This is a genomic window from Parabacteroides sp. D25 (genome assembly GCF_000307475.1).
Taxonomy (GTDB): domain Bacteria; phylum Bacteroidota; class Bacteroidia; order Bacteroidales; family Tannerellaceae; genus Parabacteroides; species Parabacteroides distasonis.
Genome location: NZ_JH976501.1, coordinates 104,162 through 126,989 on the forward strand (window position 1 = coordinate 104,162; position 22,828 = coordinate 126,989).

The 22,828-nt window shown below is 43.7% G+C and carries 17 protein-coding genes; 10 read left to right on the forward strand and 7 right to left on the reverse strand.

The window, feature by feature from the left end:
- The first annotated feature begins 180 nt into the window (after positions 1-180).
- Both HMPREF0999_RS04115 and HMPREF0999_RS04120 read left to right on the forward strand, forming a co-directional pair.
- The gene (locus HMPREF0999_RS04115) at positions 181-1,725 is read left to right on the forward strand and encodes a glycine--tRNA ligase (protein WP_005859992.1); all 1,545 of its coding nucleotides are present in this window, start codon (positions 181-183) and stop codon (positions 1,723-1,725) included.
- A 4-nt stretch (positions 1,726-1,729) separates the two neighbouring features.
- Entirely contained in the window at positions 1,730-2,248 is a 519-nt protein-coding gene (locus HMPREF0999_RS04120) for an FKBP-type peptidyl-prolyl cis-trans isomerase (protein WP_005859990.1), read from the forward strand.
- 337 nt (positions 2,249-2,585) lie between these two features.
- On the opposite strand, the gene HMPREF0999_RS04125 is transcribed toward HMPREF0999_RS04120, so the two are convergent.
- A complete protein-coding gene (locus HMPREF0999_RS04125; protein ID WP_009275235.1) occupies positions 2,586-3,380 on the reverse strand; it encodes a LytR/AlgR family response regulator transcription factor in 795 nt (264 codons plus the stop codon).
- A gap of 7 nt (positions 3,381-3,387) precedes the next feature.
- Entirely contained in the window at positions 3,388-4,149 is a 762-nt protein-coding gene (locus HMPREF0999_RS04130; RefSeq protein ID WP_009275236.1) for a LiaF transmembrane domain-containing protein, read from the reverse strand.
- Positions 4,150-4,393: 244 nt separating this feature from the next.
- Here HMPREF0999_RS04130 and HMPREF0999_RS04135 point away from each other — a divergent pair, with 244 nt between their 5' ends.
- Entirely contained in the window at positions 4,394-7,531 is a 3,138-nt protein-coding gene (locus HMPREF0999_RS04135) for an ATP-binding protein (protein ID WP_010182497.1), read from the forward strand.
- A gap of 205 nt (positions 7,532-7,736) precedes the next feature.
- Here the strand turns inward: HMPREF0999_RS04135 and HMPREF0999_RS04140 are convergent, their stop codons facing one another.
- From HMPREF0999_RS04140 to HMPREF0999_RS04160, 5 genes are all read right to left on the reverse strand, one after another.
- Positions 7,737-8,969 (reverse strand): glycosyltransferase, encoded by a 1,233-nt coding sequence (locus HMPREF0999_RS04140; protein WP_009275238.1) that lies wholly within the window; start codon positions 8,967-8,969, stop codon positions 7,737-7,739.
- Between the two features lie 33 nt (positions 8,970-9,002).
- Positions 9,003-10,214, reverse strand: a complete 1,212-nt coding sequence (locus HMPREF0999_RS04145) for a radical SAM protein (protein ID WP_009275239.1) — start codon at positions 10,212-10,214, stop codon at positions 9,003-9,005.
- Between the two features lie 422 nt (positions 10,215-10,636).
- Positions 10,637-11,392 carry a succinate dehydrogenase/fumarate reductase iron-sulfur subunit gene (locus HMPREF0999_RS04150; RefSeq protein ID WP_005859980.1) on the reverse strand — a complete coding sequence of 252 codons (756 nt, stop codon included), beginning with the start codon at positions 11,390-11,392 and terminating at the stop codon, positions 10,637-10,639.
- 30 nt (positions 11,393-11,422) lie between these two features.
- Entirely contained in the window at positions 11,423-13,366 is a 1,944-nt protein-coding gene (locus HMPREF0999_RS04155) for a fumarate reductase/succinate dehydrogenase flavoprotein subunit (RefSeq protein WP_005859978.1), read from the reverse strand.
- Between the two features lie 48 nt (positions 13,367-13,414).
- Complete coding sequence (locus tag HMPREF0999_RS04160) at positions 13,415-14,107, reverse strand: succinate dehydrogenase cytochrome b subunit (protein WP_005859976.1); 693 nt, start codon at positions 14,105-14,107, stop codon at positions 13,415-13,417.
- A 185-nt stretch (positions 14,108-14,292) separates the two neighbouring features.
- On the opposite strand from HMPREF0999_RS04160, the gene HMPREF0999_RS04165 reads away from it, so the two are divergent.
- From HMPREF0999_RS04165 to HMPREF0999_RS04195, 7 genes are all read left to right on the forward strand, one after another.
- Positions 14,293-15,708: a tetratricopeptide repeat protein gene (locus HMPREF0999_RS04165; protein ID WP_008779061.1), complete on the forward strand. Its 1,416-nt coding sequence runs from the start codon at positions 14,293-14,295 to the stop codon at positions 15,706-15,708.
- A gap of 109 nt (positions 15,709-15,817) precedes the next feature.
- Positions 15,818-17,041 (forward strand): 6-bladed beta-propeller, encoded by a 1,224-nt coding sequence (locus HMPREF0999_RS04170; protein ID WP_009275241.1) that lies wholly within the window; start codon positions 15,818-15,820, stop codon positions 17,039-17,041.
- A 228-nt stretch (positions 17,042-17,269) separates the two neighbouring features.
- Positions 17,270-17,761, forward strand: a complete 492-nt coding sequence (locus HMPREF0999_RS04175) for an energy transducer TonB (RefSeq protein ID WP_005859969.1) — start codon at positions 17,270-17,272, stop codon at positions 17,759-17,761.
- 114 nt (positions 17,762-17,875) lie between these two features.
- Positions 17,876-18,238, forward strand: a complete 363-nt coding sequence (locus HMPREF0999_RS04180; RefSeq protein ID WP_005859967.1) for a BlaI/MecI/CopY family transcriptional regulator — start codon at positions 17,876-17,878, stop codon at positions 18,236-18,238.
- A gap of 17 nt (positions 18,239-18,255) precedes the next feature.
- Entirely contained in the window at positions 18,256-20,079 is a 1,824-nt protein-coding gene (locus HMPREF0999_RS04185; protein WP_009275242.1) for a M56 family metallopeptidase, read from the forward strand.
- Positions 20,080-20,135: 56 nt separating this feature from the next.
- Positions 20,136-21,599, forward strand: a complete 1,464-nt coding sequence (locus HMPREF0999_RS04190; protein ID WP_009016607.1) for a tetratricopeptide repeat protein — start codon at positions 20,136-20,138, stop codon at positions 21,597-21,599.
- A gap of 32 nt (positions 21,600-21,631) precedes the next feature.
- Positions 21,632-22,789: a 6-bladed beta-propeller gene (locus HMPREF0999_RS04195; protein WP_008779065.1), complete on the forward strand. Its 1,158-nt coding sequence runs from the start codon at positions 21,632-21,634 to the stop codon at positions 22,787-22,789.
- Positions 22,790-22,828 lie beyond the last annotated feature (39 nt).

Below are 22,828 nucleotides of genomic sequence, written 5' to 3' on the forward strand. Positions count from 1 at the left end.
TTGCGCAAACACTAACGATTTACGTCGTAAATATACAAAACTTTCTATAGTTACGGAAAAAATCATTTACTTTGTAGCCGCATAAAGGAGACCATGTGCTAATGTGTCACTCAGGCGGGTCTCCGATGGACTTATCATTGGCACATTGGCATATTAACAAAATTGGCAAATTATTAGATTATGGCACAAGAAGATGTATTTAAGAAATTAGTTTCACACTGTAAGGAGTATGGTTTCGTATTTCCCTCCTCAGAGATTTATGACGGTTTGGGAGCGGTATACGATTATGGCCAGTATGGTGTTGAGTTAAAGAATAATATAAAGAAATATTGGTGGGATAGCATGACTTTGCTGCATGAGAATGTAGTGGGTATTGATTCCGCTATTTTTATGCACCCTACTATCTGGAAAGCTTCCGGCCATGTTGACGCTTTTAATGATCCGTTGATCGATAACAAGGACTCGAAGAAACGTTACCGTGCGGACGTTTTGATCGAGGACCATTTGGGCAAGATCGAGGAGAAAATAAATAAGGAAGTGGCGAAAGCCGCAAAGAAATTCGGTGACGCTTTCGATGAGGCTAAATTCCGTGAGACGAATCCTCGTGTATTGGAGCATCAAGCGAAATGGAATGAGATTCATGAGCGTTATAGTAAGGCGATGAACGAGTCTAACTTCGAGGATCTTCGCCAATTGATCTTGGATTGCGAGATCGTTTGCCCGATTTCCGGAACTCGTAACTGGACGGAGGTTCGCCAGTTTAACTTAATGTTCTCTACGGATATGGGTTCTACCGCTGATGGAGCGACTAAGATTTATCTTCGTCCGGAGACGGCTCAAGGTATTTTCGTGAACTTCTTGAATGTGCAGAAGACTGGCCGTATGAAGATCCCGTTCGGTATCGCCCAGATCGGTAAGGCGTTCCGTAATGAGATCGTGGCTCGTCAGTTTATCTTCCGTATGCGCGAGTTCGAGCAAATGGAGATGCAATTCTTCGTTCGTCCGGGTGAGGAGATCGAGTGGTTCAAGAAATGGAAGTCTACTCGCTTAAAATGGCATCAAGCTCTTGGCTTGGGAGATCAGAAGTATCGTTATCACGATCATGAGAAGTTGGCTCACTACGCTAACGCCGCTACGGATATCGAGTTCGAGATGCCGTTCGGATTCAAGGAAGTGGAGGGTATACATAGCCGTACGAATTTCGACTTGAGTCAGCATGAGAAGTTTTCCGGTAAAAAGATCCAATATTTCGATCCGGAGTTGAACCAGAGTTACACTCCGTATGTAATCGAGACCTCGATCGGTGTAGACCGTGTGTTCTTGAGCATCATGGCGGGTTCTTACTGCGAGGAGACGTTGGCGAATGGCGAGAGCCGTGTGGTATTGAAGTTGCCCGCAGCCTTGGCTCCGATCAAGTTGGCCGTATTGCCATTGGTGAAGAAAGATGGCCTGCCCGAGAAAGCTGAGGAGATTATAAATATGTTGCGTTTCGACTTCCGTTGCCAATACGACGAGAAGGATTCTATTGGTAAGCGTTATCGCCGTCAAGATGCGATCGGTACCCCGTATTGTATTACGGTAGACCATGACACCTTGAAGGATAATTGCGTAACGATCCGTTTCCGTGACACGATGGAGCAAGAGCGCGTAAGCATCGATAAGCTTCACGATATTATCACGGAGAAGGTGAGCATGAAGAATTTATTGAAAAAGGTAATAGAGTAAACGAATGAAGAAGTACTGGCATATCGCGTTGATGTTGTTTTGCGTGCTCATGATCACCTCTTGTGGGGATGATGATGAGGCACTAGAGGTGGATGAGGTTTGGAAGGTCCAGAATGAGGAGGCTTTTCAAGCCCAGATGCTGGTTCCGGGTTTCGAGCAATTGAGTTCTCAAAGTAATGCCGGATTTATCCTTTACAAGGTCTTGAAGACAGGAGAGAGTAAGGAGCCGATTTATTATACGAGCAAGGTGGAATGTTATTATAAAGGGACGTTTATTGATGGAACGGTTTTTGATGATAAATCGTTTGAGGCAGGTGCCCCTGCCGAGCTTACTGTTTCTGAGATGGTAGATGGTTTTGCTACAGCGTTACAGAATATGCACCCAGGAGATCGTTGGGAGATTTGGATTCCTCAACAGATGGGATACGGTTCGGCTGGAAGGAGTGCTTCGGGAAGTGTCATAATAAAGCCTTATACGACTTTGATCTTTGATTTGGAAGTTACAAGGATTGTCAAAGAGTAGGTTCTTTCATTAAGAATAATTACGGCCGCCTCTTTTTAGGGGTGGCCGTTTTTTTATAGTTATATGTAAATCTAGGGAAGCAAACCTCTATAAACAATTAAAGCCTGTCTCACGACAAGCCCTAACCAAACTTTGTTAACCTTAAATCTAATACTATTATGAAAAAACCACGATGCAAAGATACGTTCGTCAAGACCATTTGTCAAGTCTTTTGCAACTAATATATGTTAAGTAACATATCAATGCTTGCCAAAAAGTGTTACACAACACAAAACTCTATATATTACAATCAAAATCTTCTAATTTTAACGATGATTAGGTCCCTTTTATAGGACTGCTAAAGGGAAAGACGTTCTTTGAGTAGCTTATAGCCAGCGCTACTGGCACGAAGATAGGTTCCATCCTTTAATCGTACTTGATAGGTTTCTTTTCCGAATAGTTCTACTCGCAATATCTGTTCCGTATTAACGATATAAGAGCGATGTATACGAACGAACTCCGGAGAAGGAAGGCTTCGCTCGAAATACTTCATGGTTTGCTCCTTTACGTGCTGACCGGAAGTGGTGAATAAGGTCACATAGTCGCCACATGCTTGCAAATAGAATATCTCTTTTATCGGGATGATATGAATACGTGTCCCGTCTTTTACGGATATACGATCTAGAATCTCCTCCGGAACGGTAGTCGGGGGAGGTGCCGTCTTTTCCTCCATTTGTCTCCCGATAGGTTCCGCCTCACTCTTTCTTTCCCGGCTGGCATACCATTGGGATAGAATGATCCATGCCATTAGGCCGAACAGGAATCGAAAAGGAATCGTGATCGAGAATTCCTCCCAATCTTCCAATCCGAATATTTGTAGCAAGATCGAGCATCCGGCTATGCAAGCGATTTGTACGAGTACGGCGAAAGCCACTCGTGCTTGCATGATATGTAACGTACATTGTACATACCAAAGATAATATCCCGCTACGGCGAACAATGCGATGGAAAGTAGGCTATCGACCAAAGTGATGCTCAACGGAAGATCGCCATAAAGAGTTAATAATGCGCATTGGATCGCTATGGCTAAAAGTAGTAATAGGCTTCCCTGCCCTTTATGTAATATGGATGTTGTAATAGGATGTTCTTGCATGATGAGTTTAGTCTCTTAGTTCAAGGCCGCTGAACGACAAGTCTCCACATATATATAACGTGTGCGTCATGTCGGTTGTTTCTGTCAGGTCCCTCATGTCTTGGCATCCAGCCAAGAAGGAATCAACCTTTAGACGAACCAGCCATCCTTTAGGAACGTATATTACTACGCCGCTGAAGGAGCTATCTATGTTTATGATGGTTTCATCAGCCTCTAATGTTGTTTTTTTAAGATCGAGGATCACGTTGCCGAAAGATACGTCTATGTCCGCCCCCTTGAATACGGGGTCCAGTACGATGTGCCTTACCGAGTTGAAAGTGGTGTCAACCGATACGAAACCGTTATCTGTCTCGTAGTTGATCTCATCGTTAGGCTTTCTGTGCCCGAAAGGGGGATGGTTAAAAGGACGTTTATGCTTTTTCGTGCGGATAGAATCTTTCCGCTTCAGCATGATGACCAATCCTAACAGGATTAATCCTAACGGCCAATATATACGTAAGAAATCGTTCGTGATCCAATTTAACTGCGGGAAAAGGAAATAGACTCCCACGCCCACGAGGAGCATACCTCCTACCGGATTACGGTGGAAAATCATAAAGATGCCCGACACGACAAGCAGCATCGGCCAAGATACAAGCAAGTCAAATAAAGATGGATCTATCATTCCTAGATTCCGCAGTAAAAATAATATACCGACAATGATAAATAAGGTAGCGATCAGATACCCGTTTGTCCTCTTCTCTTTAAAATCGATGTCATAATCTTTCATTCCATAAGTTCCATTTTTTTGTTTTTTATCAAATGTACGGGTTCGTCATTCTATACACAAGTAAATACCGCTGATTTCTATACGAGTATCGGTAAATAACCGAATAATCCCGATTAAAAAAGCCTTTAGTTTGTAAGAAACGTGAATTTGACACCAAAACTTGATAAAAAAACGAGTTTGATAAGATTAGTTGATAATTAAGGAATATCTTTGTCTTTACAACTGCAATAGAGGAATGTAGGGAATGATACGAAATATTATAAATTTAAAGGCAATAATACTTTATTTTGGATTGATTTTATGCTTGATAGCCGGTATGCCGACTCCGGCTTATGGGAGTTCTTCATATCCGGTCAAGGATGAATCGTATGTATTGGTAATAAATTCATATGTGGATGGCGAACGCTGGTCTGGCAATTTATTAAACATGATCTCGAAGTTCGCTACCCCGGAGGAGTACACTCTCCGGATAGATCATATAAGCGTGATGTTGGTTGATACGCCAGAGAAATTAAAAGAGAAACAAGAGGTCTTCTTTGAAGCTAACAAGAAGAAGCCGGATGGAATTATCTACTTAGGCGTAAATGGATGGGCTTTTATGCGGGATAAGATCCGGGAGAAATGGGGGGATATTCCCACTCTGGTCTGTTCGGAAACGGGTGAAATGGCAGAAGATGAATGCTATTTTAATCAGAGGCATTCCTCTGATAGGGTGATTCCTTTACAAGAGGCGGTTAAGGGGTATAACGCTACGGGATTGGTTATCCCTTATTATGTTAAAGGTTCGATCGACTTGGTTAAGGAATTAATCCCGGGTTTGAGACGTCTGATTTTCATATCCGACAGACGTTATGTTTCCACATGGCTTCGGGATGAGATGGAGAAACATATGGAAACTTCTTTCCCTGAGGGGAAAGTGGATTTTTATACGGAGGGTTCTTGCTCCATGGATAGTTTATTGGCGGTTCTGTCGGAGAAAGATCCGCATCGAGCGACAGCCGTGATGTATTACTCGTGGATTACCGAGAAACCTTTCTTGAATCACTCGTTATTATATAGTACTTTGTATCAAGGTATAAACGGCATTTCTAGGCATCCTGTTTTTTCTTTATATGATATGGGCGTGGAAGAAGGATATACGATTGGTGGATATTATAATAGCGCTAAAACGATTGAGACTGCTCTAATTCCCTTGCTACAGCAAGTTTATAACGGTGAAGATATGGGCAAGATCCCGGTTTCAACGGTGGATGATCCTCGTAAATACTTGAATTATGTTTCGCTGATGAGCGCGATGTCTAATGAAGATAATTTCCCACATGATGCGATCTATTTGAATGCGCCTCCCTCTTTTTTAGAAAAATATTGGATGCCGCTATTAGGCTTTCTGATTTTCTTTCTGGTAGTAGTGTTTTTAGCGTGGCATTACGTGTATCGTTCTAAGCAAAAGATGAAGGAAGTGGAGTTGAGGCTATTATCCCGTTACCGTGATTTATTTAATAATATGCCATTGCCTTATATACGGCAGCGGCTGATTCGGGAAGGTACGCAAATCGATGTGCAGGTTTTGGATGTAAACCATGCTTTCGAGGAAAAAATCGCTCCTAAAGATTTCGTGGTAAATAAGCATGGAAAAGAGATCGCTAATTTAATTGGGGGAAGTTATCCTTTGCTTCTATCGGCTGTGCCTACAGTTCTGGAGAGTGGGAAATCCTTTACTTGTGAGTATTATTTTGAGCCGACAGGGCTTTACTATACGATTATCATCATGCCTACCTCGGAAGAGAATGTAGTTGATGCGTTTTTTATTGATATTACGGATATCCATAATTTCCAGACGCATTTGAAAGCCATGAATCATAAGCTGGCTATGGCGTTAGAGGCGGCAGATCTTTTACCGTGGCGATATAATCTGGCTGAAGGGAAGATTATCTATGAGTCGAAAGTACATCCGGGAGATAATATAGAGACAGCAGAGGTGCATACCCATGAGGTTTCGTTGAAGGAATATTTCAGCAAGATACACCCGTCTTTCAGGGCTTGCGTGGAAAAGGCTTTCGATGATTTGTGTAATGGGAAAATAAAGAAAGTACGAAAAGAATATTGTCTGGAGCGGTTGATTCCGGGAGAAGATCGCCATGAGTGGGAGGAGATACAGGTAATGGCTGAATATGATGCTTCCGGTAAACCGAAAGCGTTGATCGGGTCTACGATATCTATTACCGAGCGTAAGCAATTGGAACATGACCTTCGAATGGCTAGGGATAAGGCGGAAGAGTCGAATAAATTGAAATCAGCGTTTTTAGCAAATATGAGCCATGAGATACGTACACCGTTAAATGCGATAGTAGGTTTCTCTAATATCCTTGCCTCGACCGATGACCTTGAGGATAAGAAGGAATTCGCTGATATTATCGAGAATAATAATTCCCTATTGTTGCAGTTGATAAACGATATCTTGGATTTGTCAAAGATCGAGGCGGGTACCTTGGAGTTTACTTATGACTATGTGGATATTAACGCTGTATTGAGGGATTTGGAGCAATCGGCTCATTTGAAGAATAAGAATCCGGATGTACAGATCTCATTTAAGGATTATCTGGAGCCTTGCGTGATTTATACGGATCGAAATCGTCTGTCCCAACTGATGATCAATCTGTTGAACAATGCCATGAAATTTACGCAGGCAGGATCGATCTTATTTGGCTATAAGTTGAAGGATGATAATACGTTGTGGTTCTATGTAGAGGATACGGGCTGCGGAATCCCGGAGAATAAACGGAAAGATATTTTCGGACGTTTTGTGAAACTGAACACTTTCGCTCAAGGAACAGGATTGGGTTTAAGTATCTGTGAGATGATTGTTACCCAGATGAAAGGAACGATAGGGGTTGATTCCGTGGAAGGGAAAGGCTCTAGGTTCTGGTTTACATTGCCTTTTCAGCCGAAGAAAGAATTATTGCCTAGTGAAGAGCAGAAGCCTGTTACTTTGGAGAAGATCGCCCGAAGTGAGGTTACGATCTTGATCGCTGAGGACAATTCCAGTAATTATCGCCTGTTTGAGTCTATATTGAAGCCTGAATATAAATTGATTCATGCATGGAATGGAAAGGAGGCTGTGGAGCTATTTTATCAGCACAAACCTCAGTTGATCTTGATGGATATAAAGATGCCGGTCATGGATGGATACGAGGCTACCGCAGAGATTCGTAAGGTTTCTGCTAGCGTGCCTATTATCGCGGTGACGGCTTATGCTTTCGCCCAAGATGAGCAACGGATCATTAATAGTGGATTTGATGCCTATACGGCGAAACCGATTAATGGGAAGATCTTAAAAGACAAGATATCAACTTTATTGACGCATCGGATTATTCTGATGTAATCGAAGGGCTTTGCGGGAAGCAGACCTTATAAAACAATTAAAGCCTGTCTCACGACAAGCCCTAACCAAACTTTGTTAACCTTAAATCTAATACTATTATGAAAAAACCACGATGCAAATATACGGAGTTACTATTATTTGTCAATAGTTTAAGTGCTAAATTGTGTTTTGTAACATGTAATAAAATCTAATAGGAACTTATGCCTCATTGAAATCTTTCGATAGAGTCGCATATATTCTTTATACCTCCCTCTTTTTGGATCATCTCGCCTATATGAGCGGCATTTTTCTTATAAAGCGGATTGGTGACCAGATCACAAACCTTGCGTTCGATCTCCTGCTCGCTCGCTTTCGCTATCTTAAGCCCTTCCGGCCCTAACCCTAATTGGTGGATTCGATAGGACCAATAGGGTTGATCGATAATCAACGGAGTGATTAATTGGGGCTTTCCCGCCCTTCCTACGCTATGGGTCGTGCCGCAACCTCCATGATGGATAACGCCGTCGCAGTGCGGAAATATCAAATTATGCGGAACCGGCTGCTTCATTAAGAATAAATGTTTATCCGCTTGTAAGGTGATTCCTGTCTTTGCCCAACCGGAACCGATGATGAGCCGATAATCATGTTTCTTGCAAATATCGACCAAGGCTTTGCTAAAACGGTTACCATCCTTGGAACTACAACTCCCGAGGGTAAAAAAGATAATAGGGCTTTGAGCGCTGTCGACGAATGATATCATTTCCTCGTAAGCCTTCTCATCATATTGAAAAGTGTCATTGAAGCAATAGCCTCCGATCGACCATTTGAACGTCCAGTCCGGATCTATGTTTCCTAGGTGCTGGCTGAAAAGCAAGTAATTATATGAACGCTCTCCCGCATGATAACCAAAATTACGAATCGGTGCGAGTCCGTATTTAGCCCGGTTCTTGTTGATCGTGTCTTTGACCATGAAATTGGTCATCCGGTTCATCAACTTCCATAAGATGGCAGGGGTGATGATCGGGTTGGGTTTGGGAAATGGCAATACGGCCGGGGGAATCTTCTTACCCGGCAAGAACGGGGCGTAGGCGGTACGTATCAAGGGCTTCTTGCAATACTCGGCGATACTTGCGACAGCAAATTCCGAGTTGGTCGATACTAAAATATCATGCTCTTTTAGTAGGGGAATCAATTGATCGAACTGTTTATCGATCACGTTCCTCATCCATTTAAGGAATGGCCGGAATTTATGTGAGTTTTGCGCTGCGCTATCGATCATGCCGCCGATATCGTCAAACTGCTGCAATACGTATTTAAATCCGTAGGGTTTAACGGTCTCCTCGAATATTTGAGGGAGATTGATGGTCACCTCATGGCCACGTCTTTCCAATTCGGCCGCTATGGCCAAATAAGGAAGGACGTCGCCTTGTGAGCCTCTGGTTACTAATAGTATTTTCATGCTACGTTTATTTATGGGCTATGAGGATCTTGTTTACCGGATATTCAGTTGACGCAAACGCTCGATGTCCAGATGGTATTTGGCTTCCATCGTTTGTAGTTTCTGCTCATTGATGGCTAGGGGATGATTCAATCGTTTTGTTTCCCGGTATCCTTTATATACGGAGCGAATCATCTTACGTGGATTGAAAATGATGGATGAGGTGATCCAACAGCCGTGCGTACACCAACAGTTGGCTTTATACCCATGTCCGATAGCGACTATTTCCTGTTTCATCGCTTCGCTATTCATCACTTTACTTATATCGCAACCATACTCTTTTATATTTCCGAGCGGTTCCCGTAGCTCGCAGGCACGAAAACGTCCGTCGTAGTCGATTACCAAGGTAGTCTCTCCGGCCGTACAATCCATCCCCCAAGGGGTCGGGTGATCTATGTTGCTGGCACGCACATTATATAAGGTACGTATAAGGCCGAGATAGAAGAAGCGTGTGATCGGTTTCCTTAAGCCGGTGGTATCCGCTACCATCCGATCCGCATAAGCAGAATAGATAGGGGATATGTCATCTTGTATTTTGCGTAGCGTTGACTCGGTTAGGATTTTCACGCCATCGTCACGGGTCATGCCTCTGGCAGCCTCAATCGTATGCGTGGAGGTACGGAAACGTCCGTATACCCAAGTCATGAAGTCTTCTATCTGGTCTATATTGTATTTCGTGATAACGGTTGCTATATTTTTTAAGACTTTGCCGTCATCTCCGAAATTCTCCTGTATCTTACGCAGGGTTTCCAAGGCCTTATAGAAGTTTCCCGGTACGCCTCTCTGTGTATCGTGGGTCGTACCGAAACCATCCAAGGAAAGGCTTACGTTAATATTACAATCCGGGCAGTTCTGGCGGAACCGTTTTACCCATTCGACGATCCGGTCTGGTTTTAAGCCGTTCGTAGGGATGTTCACATCTTTGATATGGTTGTTTTTGTAGAATAACTCCAATATTTCCGGTAGATCCTCACGCAAGGTAGGCTCACCCCCGGATATCCATAATCGATTGAATTGCCCGGCGGTTTCTGATATCTTCTTGATTTCATCGAAAGTGAGGTCGGGTTGCTTCTTATCCATTTCTTGGGCATAGAAACACATTGCGCATTTGGCGTTGCATCGGCCTGTTACGAAAAGGAAGATCGACTCGAGTTTTCTTTCCGTGCTCATTGCCCTGAAAGAACTGGTGGTTCGTTTTTTGTCCATTTTATTTTTGTTTTACCATTTGTCTTATCTGGCGCATGATTTTTTCCTTGTGTTTGATCAACACCCGGAGAAAATAACATAAGAAGCCAAATAAAATACTTATTAGCATATACTATATGATCTTTAAAGGCAAAGATCGACGATAAAATGACGCTAAACAATCTCTATTTGCAGTATTTTATGGTCCATGTTTAAAAGGTAGGTCTATAAACAATTAAAGCCTGTCTCACGACAAGCCCTAACCAAACTTTGTTAACCTTAAATCTAATACTATTATGAAAAAACCACGATGCAAATATACGGACTTTTCAATTCCTGTCAAGGATTATAATGCTAAATTATGTTTTACGACATATAACAAAAACAAAAAGGCGCCTTTCTTTTAGAGAAAGACGCCTTTTCCATGATATACTAATCAAATATTAGTCTTGTAATTTAGCGCAAATGAACTCGCGGTTCAAACGAGCGATGTTGCTAACGGAGATATTCTTCGGACATTCCATCTCGCAAGCACGTGTGTTCGTACAGTTACCGAAGCCAAGCTCATCCATTTTAGCGACCATAGCTTTGGCACGGCGAGCAGCCTCGACTTTACCTTGAGGCAACAAAGCCAGCTGGCTAACCTTAGCGGATACGAATAACATAGCGGAACCATTCTTACAAGCGGCAGCACAAGCGCCACAACCGATACAAGCGGCAGCGTCCATGGCTAAGTCTGCGTCCTTCTTTGGGATAGGTATCGCATTAGCGTCGGGTACACCACCTGTGTTGACAGATGTGAAACCACCCGCTTGGATGATTTTGTCGTAAGCGTAGCGGTCTACCATCAAGTCGCGGATAACAGGGAAACCTGCGGAACGCCACGGTTCGATCGTGATCGTCTCTCCATCGTGGAAACGACGCATATATAACTGGCAAGTCGTAGCTCCAGTTGCCGGTCCGTGCGGGTGTCCGTTTACATACAATGAACACATGCCACAGATACCCTCGCGGCAGTCGTGATCGAATACGATCGGTTCCTTACCCTCGTTGACCAACTGCTCGTTCAAGATATCCAACATTTCCAAGAAAGAGACACTCTGATTGATCTTCTCAATTTTGTATGTCTCGAACTGTCCTTTCTCCTTCGGACCTCTCTGACGCCAAACCTTAAGTGTTACACTTATATCTTTATCCATGATTCTAATTTTTTCTGAGATTGATGATTATTACTTCTTGTAGTTACGTGTTTGAGGAACAACGAACTCATAGTTCAAATCCTCTTTCAACATGACAGGATCTTTGTCCTCGCCTTGGTACTCCCAGCAAGATACGTACATGAACTTATCGTCATGACGCAAGGCCTCACCTTCTTCTGTCTGGTGCTCCGTACGGAAGTGACCACCACAAGACTCAGCGCGGTCCAAAGCATCGTGTGCCATCAATGTACCGATCTCGATAAAGTCAGCTACACGTAATGCTTTCTCTAACTCGGTATTCAAGTTGTCTGCGTTGCCTGGGATGAATACGTTGCTCCAGAACTCTTTCTTCAAGTCTTTCAGCATCTGGATAGCTTCTTGCAAACCTTTTGCGTCGCGTGCCATACCGATATGTTCCCACATGATATGACCTAGTTTGCGGTGGATAGTGTCTACGGTTTCTTTACCCTTGACGTTCATCAATTTTTGGATACGATCCTTGATGGCCTTTTCTGCCTCGACGAACTCCGGCAGATCCGTGCTGAAGCGAGGAACTTGGATTTGGTCGGACAAATAGTTCTGGATCGTGTATGGTAATACGAAATAACCATCGGCCAATCCCTGCATCAAAGCGGAAGCACCTAAACGGTTCGCTCCGTGATCGGAGAAGTTTGCCTCACCGATAGCGAACAGACCCGGAATGGAGGTCATCAACTCATAGTCAACCCACAATCCACCCATTGAGTAGTGCAATGCCGGGTAGATCATCATCGGAGTCTCGTATGGATTATCGTTCGTGATCTCTTCGTACATATCGAACAAGTTACCGTATTTCTGCTTAACGACCTCTTTACCCAAGCGATTGATCGCGTCGGAGAAATCCAAGAATACGGCCAAGCCCGTGCTGTTCACGCCGAAACCTGCGTCGCAACGCTCTTTAGCGGCACGAGAAGCCACGTCGCGAGGAACCAAGTTTCCGAATGCCGGATAACGACGCTCCAAATAATAATCACGGTCTGCCTCGGGAATATCTTTACCTTTCTTCGTTCCGGCCTGTAGAGCTTTAGCGTCTTCCAGTTTCTTCGGAACCCAGATACGGCCGTCGTTACGCAAGGATTCGGACATCAAAGTCAATTTAGATTGGAAGTCACCTTTCACCGGTACGCAAGTCGGGTGGATCTGAACCATACAAGGATTAGCGAAGTAAGCGCCTTTCTTGTAGCATTGCCATGCGGCGGAACCGTTAGATGCCATAGCGTTGGTTGACAAGAAGAACGTATTAACGTAACCACCCGTAGCTACAACTACAGCGTGAGCGGCGTAACGCTCGATCTTACCTGTAATCAAGTTGCGGGCGATGATACCACGAGCACGACCGTCTACCTTAACTACATCCAACATCTCATGACGAGTGTACATCTTAACCTTACCCAAACCGATCTGACGGCTCAACGCTGAATAAGCGCCTAACAAAAGCTGCTGACCCGTCTGGCCACGGGCGTAGAACGTACGCGATACCTGAGCGCCACCGAATGAACGGTTATCCAACAAACCACCATATTCGCGAGCGAAAGGAACGCCTTGAGCCACGCACTGGTCGATGATTGAGTTAGAAACCTCAGCCAAACGATAAACGTTAGCCTCACGAGCACGGTAGTCACCACCTTTGATCGTATCGTAGAACAAACGGTAAACAGAGTCACCATCATTCTGGTAGTTCTTAGCGGCGTTGATACCACCTTGAGCGGCGATAGAGTGCGCACGGCGGGGAGAATCTTGGATACAGAAGTTCAATACGTTGAATCCCATCTCTGCCAAAGATGCGGCAGCGGAAGCTCCGGCCAAACCTGTACCGACTACGATAACATCCAAACGACGCTTGTTAGCGGGGTTCACCAATTTCTGGTGATTTTTATAATTAGTCCACTTCTCAGCCAACGGGCCTTGAGGTATTTTAGAATTTATTTCAGACATAATGATTTAATTTCAAAAGTTCTTAATTATAAAACCTGTAGCTTGCAATTAAGCACCTACTCCGTTTAGGAAGAAGATGATAGTAATGATCGCGAAAAGTCCGCAAATAACCGTAGCTACGATCTTAGAGATACATTCCCAACGGTTCATCCAGATCGTATTATTCCAACCAATTGTTTGGATAGCGCTCCAGAACCCGTGAGTCAAGTGGAACCACAAAGCCACGTACCAGATCAAATAAAGAACAGTGATCACGGCATTACCTTGGAAGTAATAGTTGATAAAAGCGGCTCCGTCTTGTGGAGATACCATAGCTGACCCCAATGCAACTTCGTGATGACCGATCAATTCGGCGAACATCATCTTATACCAGAACTGGCTGAAGTGCAACAGCATGAACAGGATAACAATCAAACCCAAAACGAACATGTTCTGAGATGCCCATTCCACGCCTTTCGGACGAGCGTTGATAGCGTAACGGTCGTTACCACGTGCCTTACGGTTTTGCAAGGTAAGAATGATAGCGTACACGAAGTGGATCACAACGCCTGCGGCCAATACGAGAGTAGCTGCCACAGCGTACCAATTAGAGCCCAACAGCGAACAAACCATGTTATAAGCCTCTCCGGAGAAAACGGCCGCCACGTTCATCGACAGGTGGAACAATAAGAACAGAACAAGAAAGAGGCCTGATATACTCATTATCAGCTTCTTCCCGATAGAAGAATTAAGTAACCACATAAGATAATAATTTAAGTTATTTAATTGTATTTAGAAATTTCTACTTAAACTATGTAATTATCACGCAAAGGTATGCTAAATCCATATATTGCGCAAACGATTAAAGAAATATTTCTGCATTAATGGGAGAGGTCAGGGCATGTGTCCCGACACATGGAATAATGCGGAAGGAAAAGGCTTTCCTTATGAATAATTTATATACATTTGCCTATATGCGTAAGGATTTGAATGGGTCACGGCATTTTTCCATAGGGATCAAGTTTACGATCTTATTATTTACGATCGTGATCTTGGTTCTTGTGCTTTTTTCATATAGGAGCGACAAGCATGGCAACCTGTTCTGGCAGGTAGAGAAATTGATTCCGCATCATCCGGACAGTGCTTTGGTGTTATTAGAGAAAGTGAGGGATATCAATGGATTATCGCTTCGAGAGAAAGCCCGTTATTGTCTGTTATGGACCGAATCACGGGATGAGGCGGGATTGAGGCATACATCGGATTCCATAATCTCTATCGCTACGGATTATTATAGGACGACACGAGGCTGTTACTGGCCTCCCAAAGCTTGGTTTTACCGGGGGAAAGTCTATGAGGATATGGATCAACCGTCCCTAGCTTTGGAATGCTATTTACGTGCGTTGGAATATGAGGGAGAGAATTGGGATTATGAATTCTGGGGAAGGTTATATAACCAAATGGGGATGCTGTACGCCGAGCAGGAATTATATGGCAAGGCTATGTCTTTTTTGAGAAAAGCGAGTGCTCAATATCAGTTATTGAACGATGCGGCCGGACAAGACCGGATACTGACCGAGGTCAAGAAATACGAGATGTTACGGGATTCTATCGGATCACTATCAGCGAGAGAATCGATTTATCAGATCACTTCCCGCTATGATGTAAGGCCGATCCGTGAGGACTTGTCTAAGAAAGAGTTGATGCTATTACAAAGGGGACAGGAGCGTTATCTGTACGCATTTATTATCGGCATAATCCTATTTATTTGCTTCCTCCTTTATCGGCGATGGAGAAATACGCAGGAAAACGCTCTTCGAAGGGAAGAAGCCTTGCGACGTTCGATTGCTAGCCAGCAACAACGTATGCGAGAAGAAAAAGAAGAGAATGAACGGCAAATCACCCTTTTGGAAAAAAGAATTACGAAAATAAAGGAAGAAAAGGATCAAGAGTTGATGTTGGTTTCCTTACAATTGGAAAAACAACGGCTGGAAATTTGTAACGAGTCGATTCTTAATAAGGAGAGTAAGCATTTATTATCTGTCGCGATCTTGCGGAAATCGGAGGTCTATGAGAAGTTTCACGATCGGGATGCCGGCAAGATTATCTCTGAGGATTGGGAGCTTTTGGAGGTTTTGTTGAATAAGGCTTATGATGACTTTACCTTACGGCTGAAAAAGCTATATCCTGTTATTTCCGATACGGAGTTGAAGGCCTGTATGCTCACGAAAATCGGTGTTCCCGCCAACCAGATCACACGGGTATTGAAATATAATAGTTCGGTACTTCGTCCTCGTCTATTCCGGAAGATTTTTAAGAAAGAAGGTTCTACGGAGGCATTTGTGGAGTTTATATCAAACTTTTGATTATTATATATTTATAGCGGTCTTGGCAGGTTTGTTCTCATTTTTGTTCTCATTTATTATGTGATTTGTGAGATATACGGGATATTTTTGGAGGCAAAAAAGCATGGTTATGAAAAGTGTAAAGTTAGCCTCTATCTTGTTTTATTTAAATAGTGTTTTTGTCGTTTCTTGTTTCGTGTCATGCGGTTCTTCGCCAACGGAAGCGTCCTCTCTTTTAACCGCGGATATAAGAGGGGGGATGGATAAACCGGGGCTATTGGAATTAGGCGATGAGATCAAGGGGGTTACTTTTGTCCCTTTAGAGGTGACCACGGATGATGCCTCGTTGATAGACGGAGTTTATGATTATGCCGTGACAGATCGATATATCTATGTGCTTCCCGTAAAAGAGCCCCGTATCGTCCTGTTCGATCGGCAAGGGCGTTTTATCCGGACGTTGGTAAAAGAAGGGCAGGGACCGGGTGAATTTAGCGGTATTCTGCCATGTATCCAAGTGGACGAACGTAATGATCGCCTTTTTTTATTTAGTAATAATCGAGTTTGGGAATATACATTAGAAGGTGAATTTATCGGACAATCCACCCATGAGTATTCGGTAATCTATATGCGTCATATCGGAAAGGATCGTTTCGCCGCCATATCATTCCCTTTTCAGCCTTTCAACGGAGGGGGATTCGGATTGGGCCTATTTTCGAGGAAAGGGGATACGATAGCGATCAAGAATGATTTTTATTCCTTTTTATTACCCCATGAGAAGAGCGGGTTCACGACAAGTATCGCCTCCGCTTATTCTGATGCGCAAAACTCCGTGTTGTTTAAGACCGGTAGTAATGATACGGTCTTCTGTATCTCGGCGGATCGAATAAGTGCGGCTTGTGTCCTTGATCTGAAAAACTCGGATGCGGAAGTGATTCGTTCGTTGGATGTTACGGACATGAGTAATTTGCGAATTGAAAAAAAGGACCCCAAGGATATCTTTGTGCAAGATATGATTGAGTTTCCGGCACATTATTATTTCCGTTTATTGTATAACCAAGGCTATTATATCGCCTCTGTGGATAAAAAGACGGGAAAGACACTCGTGGAAAAATGCGAGATGCCGGGGTCTATCTATGAACTGGCGGACGCGAACCTTCAACATGGCATGCAGGGTACGAGAAGTTATCGGAATTTCCCGGTCTGGGGGAGGGTCATAAAAGATGAGTTGGTACAAGTAGTGACCCCGTATGAGCTAAACTTATATAAGTCGCTTCACTCGATCACGATTCCGCAGGAGTTGGACTTAAAAGGAGAGGAGGGCAATCCGGTTTTTGTGTTCTATTCGCTTATTTGACTTCGATATGTATCGCTCGGTTGTACTTCTTGTAATAATCTAGCGATAGAAGCTATGTTCTTTTATCTTTTCTATGTCTTTGATGGCTATTAGTGTTATTTAACATATTGTTTATATTTATATTACGAGTATTTCGTATGTTTGCGAAACCGACGTAATATCCGGATATGCTTAGAGGTTGGTAAGTATGTGTAATAACGGTATAAATAACATTAAAACTGATTGAAAATGAAAAAGGCGATTATGAACACAATGATCATCCTGTTCGCTTTGGCGATGTGCGTAGGATGCGGACAGTCTTCGGAACAAAAAGAAGAAAGTGTTCCGACAGATGTAACAAAGGCAGAAAAACAAGAGCAAGTACAGGTGGAAGCGGAGGACGAAGATACGCTGGAAAATGGAGAGCAGGTATTTAGGGTAGTAGAGGTGATGCCGAAGTTTCCCGGCGGTGATGCGGAGCTTTTGAAATTTATAGCCAAGAATGTAAAGTATCCACAAGAAAGCCAAAACAAAGGAGAGCAAGGCCGTGTGATTTGTTCGTTTGTGGTAACGAAGGATGGAACACTTACGAATTACAAGGTCATTAGAGGAATCTCCCCGGCATTAGACCAAGAGGCGGTTCGAGTTTTGCAAATGATGCCTCGTTGGACACCGGGCACGCAAAGAGGCGAGCCGGTAGCCGTGAAATATACGGTGCCGATCACATTTAAGTTGCAATAATTCACGATTGCAGGTCTTGTGATTCTTATTTAATGTTAATTAACGTGCCTTCCGCATGCCGTTTACGACTATTTCGTAGCTTTGTGGATATACATTAATAAAAGGATAAGATTTATGGAGAAGCTAACGATGCAGGAAGAAGAGGCGATGCGCTGGATTTGGCGGATCGGTCCTTGTTTTGTGAAAGATGTGCTGGCCAAATACGAGGACCCGAAACCTCCTTATACGACGCTCGCTTCCGTGATCAAGAATCTGGAGCGAAAGAAGTACGTGAAGGCGAAACGTTATGGAAATACGTATGAATACCGTCCTTTGATAGAGGAAACGGAATATAAACGTACGTTCCTTGGCGGCGTGGTAACGAATTATTTCGCTAACTCGTATAAAGAAATGGTTTCTTTCTTTGCGAAAGATCAGAAAATCTCTACGGATGATCTAAAGGATATCATCGATTTGATTGAGAAAGGAAAAGAATAACCTAAATCCCACATACCATGACACCGGAATTTGCCTACTTATTGAAGGTAAATGTAGCCTTTGTACTCTTTTACGCCTTCTACCGGTTGTTCTTCTATAAGGACACGTTCTTCAAGCTACGTCGTGCGATATTGCTGGCGTTCTTTGGCTTGGCTCTGTTTTATCCTTTGCTGAACATCCAAGATTGGGTAAGGCAACAAGAGCCTATAGCAGATGTGATTTATATGTATTCCGCTATGTTGCCTGAGGCGACGGCGAAAGCGGATGCCGCGGCGTCCGTGGATTGGCATGGATGGTTGCTGGGATCTTTGGGGTTTATTTATTGGGGGATCGTAGCGTTCTTATGCGGACGTTTTCTCGTGCAATTAAGCAGTATCTTATGGTTGGCTCATACCAGTGAGCGTGTTGTTATTCATGAAACTCCGGTTTATGCGTTGCGGAAGGCCGCCGGGCCATTCTCCTTTTTCCGTATGGTCTTCTTGCATCCGGAGAGTCATTCGGATAAGGAAACGGATGAGATATTGACACATGAATGTACGCACGTATCCCAATGGCACTCGATTGACGTGATCTTGAGCGAGATGATGTGTATGGCTTGCTGGTTTAATCCTTTTGTATGGTTATTGAAGCGTGAGGTTAGGCATAATCTGGAGTATCTGGCGGATAACACGGTGATCCAGTCTGGTTACGATAGTAAGAGCTATCAATACCATTTATTGGGATTGGCTCATCATCAGTCCGTTACTACTTTGTATAATAGTTTCAATGTGCTGCATCTGAAGAACCGGATTATGATGATGAACAAGAAGCGGAGCCCGGGTATCGTACGTACGAAATATCTGATATTTATTCCATTGGTAGGGATCTTGATGCTGTTAAGTAATATCGAGGCGGTAGCCCGTTTGACTGTCCGTCTGGCGAATGAGGCTACGGTCTCGAACGCTATGGTGACGGCTACGGGCATTCTGGTTGATGAGACCGGGCAGCCTTTGATCGGGGCATCAGTTGTGGTGAAGGGCGGTAAAGAGAGGACTATCACGGATAAGAAAGGGGCTTTCTCTTTGGAGGTCCCTGCGAATGCGATTTTGCGATGCAGCTATCAAGGAAGGGAGTCTCAAGAGGTCTTGGCTGCTGATATGACAAATAATACCCATTTGTCCTTATCTTCCAAATCCCGTGAGATGAACGAGCAAGTATTTACCGTGGTAGAGAAGATGCCTAGTTTTCCGGGTGGGGATGCGGAGTTGTTGAAATACATAGCCACGAATATAAAGTATCCGAAAGAGAGTCAGGATAACGGGGAGCAAGGGCGTGTAATCTGCTCGTTTATCGTTGGGCGTGATGGTTCCGTCAATAATCCGGAGGTGCTTCGGGGAGTGACTCCTTTATTGAATGAGGAGGCCGTAAGGGTAATAAACACTATGCCTCGTTGGAATCCGGGAATGCAACGTGGAAAGGCGGTCGCCGTGAAATATACGGTCCCGATTACGTTCCGTTTGAAAAGTCCGGTAGAAGAAGCGAAGGAAGAGACTTTGACGGTAGTGGACGTGATGCCGCAATATCCCGGAGGGGATCGTGAATTATTGAAGTTTATCGCTCAAAGCATAAAGTATCCGACAGATGCGCAGGAAGCGGGAGTGCAAGGTCGTGTGATCTGTTCGTTTGTGGTAGATAAGAAAGGAAATATCGTGGAACCTAAAATCATACGGGGGATAGATCCCTCCTTGGATGCGGAAGCTTTGCGAGTCATCGGAATGATGCCCCGGTGGACTCCCGGTCGTCAGGACGGAAAGGCGGTCCGCGTCTTATATACGGTGCCTATTACTTTCCGGTTACAGTGAAATAAGAATAGAGGCTGTGTTGGTCGCTTAATCAGTAATCTTAAAAACATACAGATATGAATGAGAAATGTAATTTAGTTACAGTTCTGTTACTTTGTTGCCTTATTTTTCCCGGGAATGCTCAAGAGTTTAATTGGCAAGACTTGGTGAACCGTAAGCAATATGCGGCTGTGATCGCTCATGCTGATAGCCTTACATTAGCCGATTCTTCGAATTATGAGATTATGAACGCTATCGGGCAGGCTTATGAGGGTATGCTTCGGTATCAGAAGGCTTATGACTATTACCGTCTTTGCTTTTCTATGGATACGACGAACTTGGATATCTTAAACATCTTGGCTCGGACGGCGACGAACTTAGGCCGTGCGGAGGATGCCGAGCGATATTTTCATCAGGTCTTATCCGCCGATAGCTCGAACTTCTACGCTAATTATCAGTTGGCACGTCTGTATTTCCAATTGGGGGAGTATGAGAAAGCAGTTGATGCCTATGAGAAATTGCAAGCTCAGAATGAGGATAATACTGTCTTATACCGTGCGATTGGCGATTGCTATACTCGAATGGAACAATATCCTTCCGCTACGACCGCTTATTTTCAGGCGTATAACTTGAATCGTGAGAATGCGGGGTTGGCGGTTGCGTTAGTGAATTCATTGTATCGGATGGGGGCTAGTAGCCCGGATTATATATCGGAAGGAATAGCGATTTGCGATACCGCCTTGTTTTATAATCCCGGGAATCGTCAATTATTGCGTAGTAAAGGATTGGGGCTATATACCGTGAAACAATTTGTTCAGGCGGATTCTGTCTATTCCAGTTTGTTGGCTGATGGTGATTCTACTTACCTTACCTTGAAATATGGGGGAGCCTCGAAGTATTATGCCGGTCTGTATATGCCCTCGGTAGATATTCTGGATATGGCTTATGAGCAGGATACGACCTCGGTCGAGGTATGCCTCTTATTGGGTTCCGCCTTGGGTAAGACATATGACCGGAAGCGGGCTTACGACTTATTTGACCGGGCGGAAAAGGGATTGGAGCCCAATCGTTTCTTGGTAAATCAATTATTGGCCTTCCGTGCGGAGACTTACCAAAAAGACGGGAGATATAAGGAAGCGTCCCGTCTCTACTATGAGGCATGGAAGAAGAATCCGGAACGACTGGATTTCCTGGCGGCGATCTCGCATATGTATAGTGAGATTGACGTGTCTAAATTCCAGAGTGAGGAGGATCGCCAGCGAGGGCTTTTTATCTTGGTACTTTATATGAATGAGAGCTTAAAGAAAAAAGCGGACGAGAGGACGATGGTGTTTAGCCGGGCGCTTCTGCAATCCTTCTATGAAGATATGTTTTTCCGTAATGTGGCGGAGGAGACTATGATAGACCCGGATGGGAAAAAGAGCAAGATTTCTATCGTGGATTTGCGTAACCTGATCAATCAACTGCCGGAGACATCCGATGAGGTAAAAGAGATGATACGAATGATGGATCGGGAGAAAATGCTAAAGAGCAAGAAATGACATCGAACGAAAGACTTTAAACATCATAAAAAATGAGAAAATTAACTACGAACGCAGTGGCTATGCTACTCGCTTTAGTCGGATGTATGGGATGTGGCAATCGGTCCGCTTCCTCTGTCGATAACCTTATAAGGGTTGATGTCATGGCCGATTATCCGGAAAAGGAATTGATACTTCAAGATCTTATGGACGTGGAATACATTGCGTTGGAAACCACGGATGATTTTATAACTAAAGGTGCCGTGAAAGCGATCGGAAAGGATATCATGCTGGTGACGAATCGGGGCAGTGATGGGGATATTCTTGTTTTCGATAAAAACGGAAAGGGACTTAGGAAGATAAACCGTTTAGGGCAAAGCGGTGAGGAATACACGCAGCTTACAGGGCTTGTCTTGGATGAGGATAACGATGAGATATTCGTCAAGGATAATCCGGCGAGAAAAATAGGTGTCTATGACTTATTGGGAAACTATAAAAGGAGTTTTAAGTTCACGGATACCAGTTATTATAATTATATATTTAATTATGATCGTGATCATTTGATTTGCTATAAGAGTTATCCATCGGAAAAAGGCAAGCGGGAGTGCCATTTGATTATTTCCAAACAAGATGGCCGTATCACCCATGAGATCCAGATTCCCTCTAAGGGTATTGAGACTCCGGTTGTGACAGAAGGGGAGTTTGTCATTACGCCGGAATTTTATCTTACGTTCCCGGATCGGGATAAATGGATACTTGTCAATACATCGTCTGATACCATATTCCATTACTTGCCGGATGGTAATCTGAGTCCTTTTATCGTAAGAAGCCCTTCCATATCCTCCATGGATACGAAAGTCTTTCTTTTTCCAACCGTTATCACCGATCGCTACTGTTTTATGAGAACCATGAGAAAAGAGGTTGACTTTACGACGTTTAAAGGTTTCCTTGGTGAAGATCTGGTGTATGATAAACAAGAAAATGCCTTATTCAGCTATATTCTATACAATGATGATTTCATCAATAAGGAAGAAGTCTCTCTAACATCAGAGCCAAGAAACCCCGAAATAGCTATCTGCCAAACTCTAGATGCCCCGGACTTAGTTGAGGCTTACGAGAAAGGCCAGCTAAAAGGAAAGTTGAAGGAGATCGCCGCAAACTTGGATGAAGAGTCGAATCCTGTGGTCATGCTGCTGAAAAAGAAAAAGTAATATATTGCTCCGGCTGCTACCTTGCTGGAAAAAAGTAAG

What these genes read in the sequence shown, in the direction of transcription:
- HMPREF0999_RS04115 (WP_005859992.1), top strand. Translation starts at nt 181, where the DNA reads ATGGCACAAGAAGATGTATTTAAGAAATTAGTTTCACACTGTAAGGAG.
- HMPREF0999_RS04120 (WP_005859990.1), top strand. Translation starts at nt 1,730, where the DNA reads ATGAAGAAGTACTGGCATATCGCGTTGATGTTGTTTTGCGTGCTCATG.
- HMPREF0999_RS04125 (WP_009275235.1), bottom strand. Translation starts at nt 3,380, where the DNA reads ATGCAAGAACATCCTATTACAACATCCATATTACATAAAGGGCAGGGA.
- HMPREF0999_RS04130 (WP_009275236.1), bottom strand. Translation starts at nt 4,149, where the DNA reads ATGAAAGATTATGACATCGATTTTAAAGAGAAGAGGACAAACGGGTAT.
- HMPREF0999_RS04135 (WP_010182497.1), top strand. Translation starts at nt 4,394, where the DNA reads ATGATACGAAATATTATAAATTTAAAGGCAATAATACTTTATTTTGGA.
- HMPREF0999_RS04140 (WP_009275238.1), bottom strand. Translation starts at nt 8,969, where the DNA reads ATGAAAATACTATTAGTAACCAGAGGCTCACAAGGCGACGTCCTTCCT.
- HMPREF0999_RS04145 (WP_009275239.1), bottom strand. Translation starts at nt 10,214, where the DNA reads ATGGACAAAAAACGAACCACCAGTTCTTTCAGGGCAATGAGCACGGAA.
- HMPREF0999_RS04150 (WP_005859980.1), bottom strand. Translation starts at nt 11,392, where the DNA reads ATGGATAAAGATATAAGTGTAACACTTAAGGTTTGGCGTCAGAGAGGT.
- HMPREF0999_RS04155 (WP_005859978.1), bottom strand. Translation starts at nt 13,366, where the DNA reads ATGTCTGAAATAAATTCTAAAATACCTCAAGGCCCGTTGGCTGAGAAG.
- HMPREF0999_RS04160 (WP_005859976.1), bottom strand. Translation starts at nt 14,107, where the DNA reads ATGTGGTTACTTAATTCTTCTATCGGGAAGAAGCTGATAATGAGTATA.
- HMPREF0999_RS04165 (WP_008779061.1), top strand. Translation starts at nt 14,293, where the DNA reads ATGAATAATTTATATACATTTGCCTATATGCGTAAGGATTTGAATGGG.
- HMPREF0999_RS04170 (WP_009275241.1), top strand. Translation starts at nt 15,818, where the DNA reads ATGAAAAGTGTAAAGTTAGCCTCTATCTTGTTTTATTTAAATAGTGTT.
- HMPREF0999_RS04175 (WP_005859969.1), top strand. Translation starts at nt 17,270, where the DNA reads ATGAAAAAGGCGATTATGAACACAATGATCATCCTGTTCGCTTTGGCG.
- HMPREF0999_RS04180 (WP_005859967.1), top strand. Translation starts at nt 17,876, where the DNA reads ATGGAGAAGCTAACGATGCAGGAAGAAGAGGCGATGCGCTGGATTTGG.
- HMPREF0999_RS04185 (WP_009275242.1), top strand. Translation starts at nt 18,256, where the DNA reads ATGACACCGGAATTTGCCTACTTATTGAAGGTAAATGTAGCCTTTGTA.
- HMPREF0999_RS04190 (WP_009016607.1), top strand. Translation starts at nt 20,136, where the DNA reads ATGAATGAGAAATGTAATTTAGTTACAGTTCTGTTACTTTGTTGCCTT.
- HMPREF0999_RS04195 (WP_008779065.1), top strand. Translation starts at nt 21,632, where the DNA reads ATGAGAAAATTAACTACGAACGCAGTGGCTATGCTACTCGCTTTAGTC.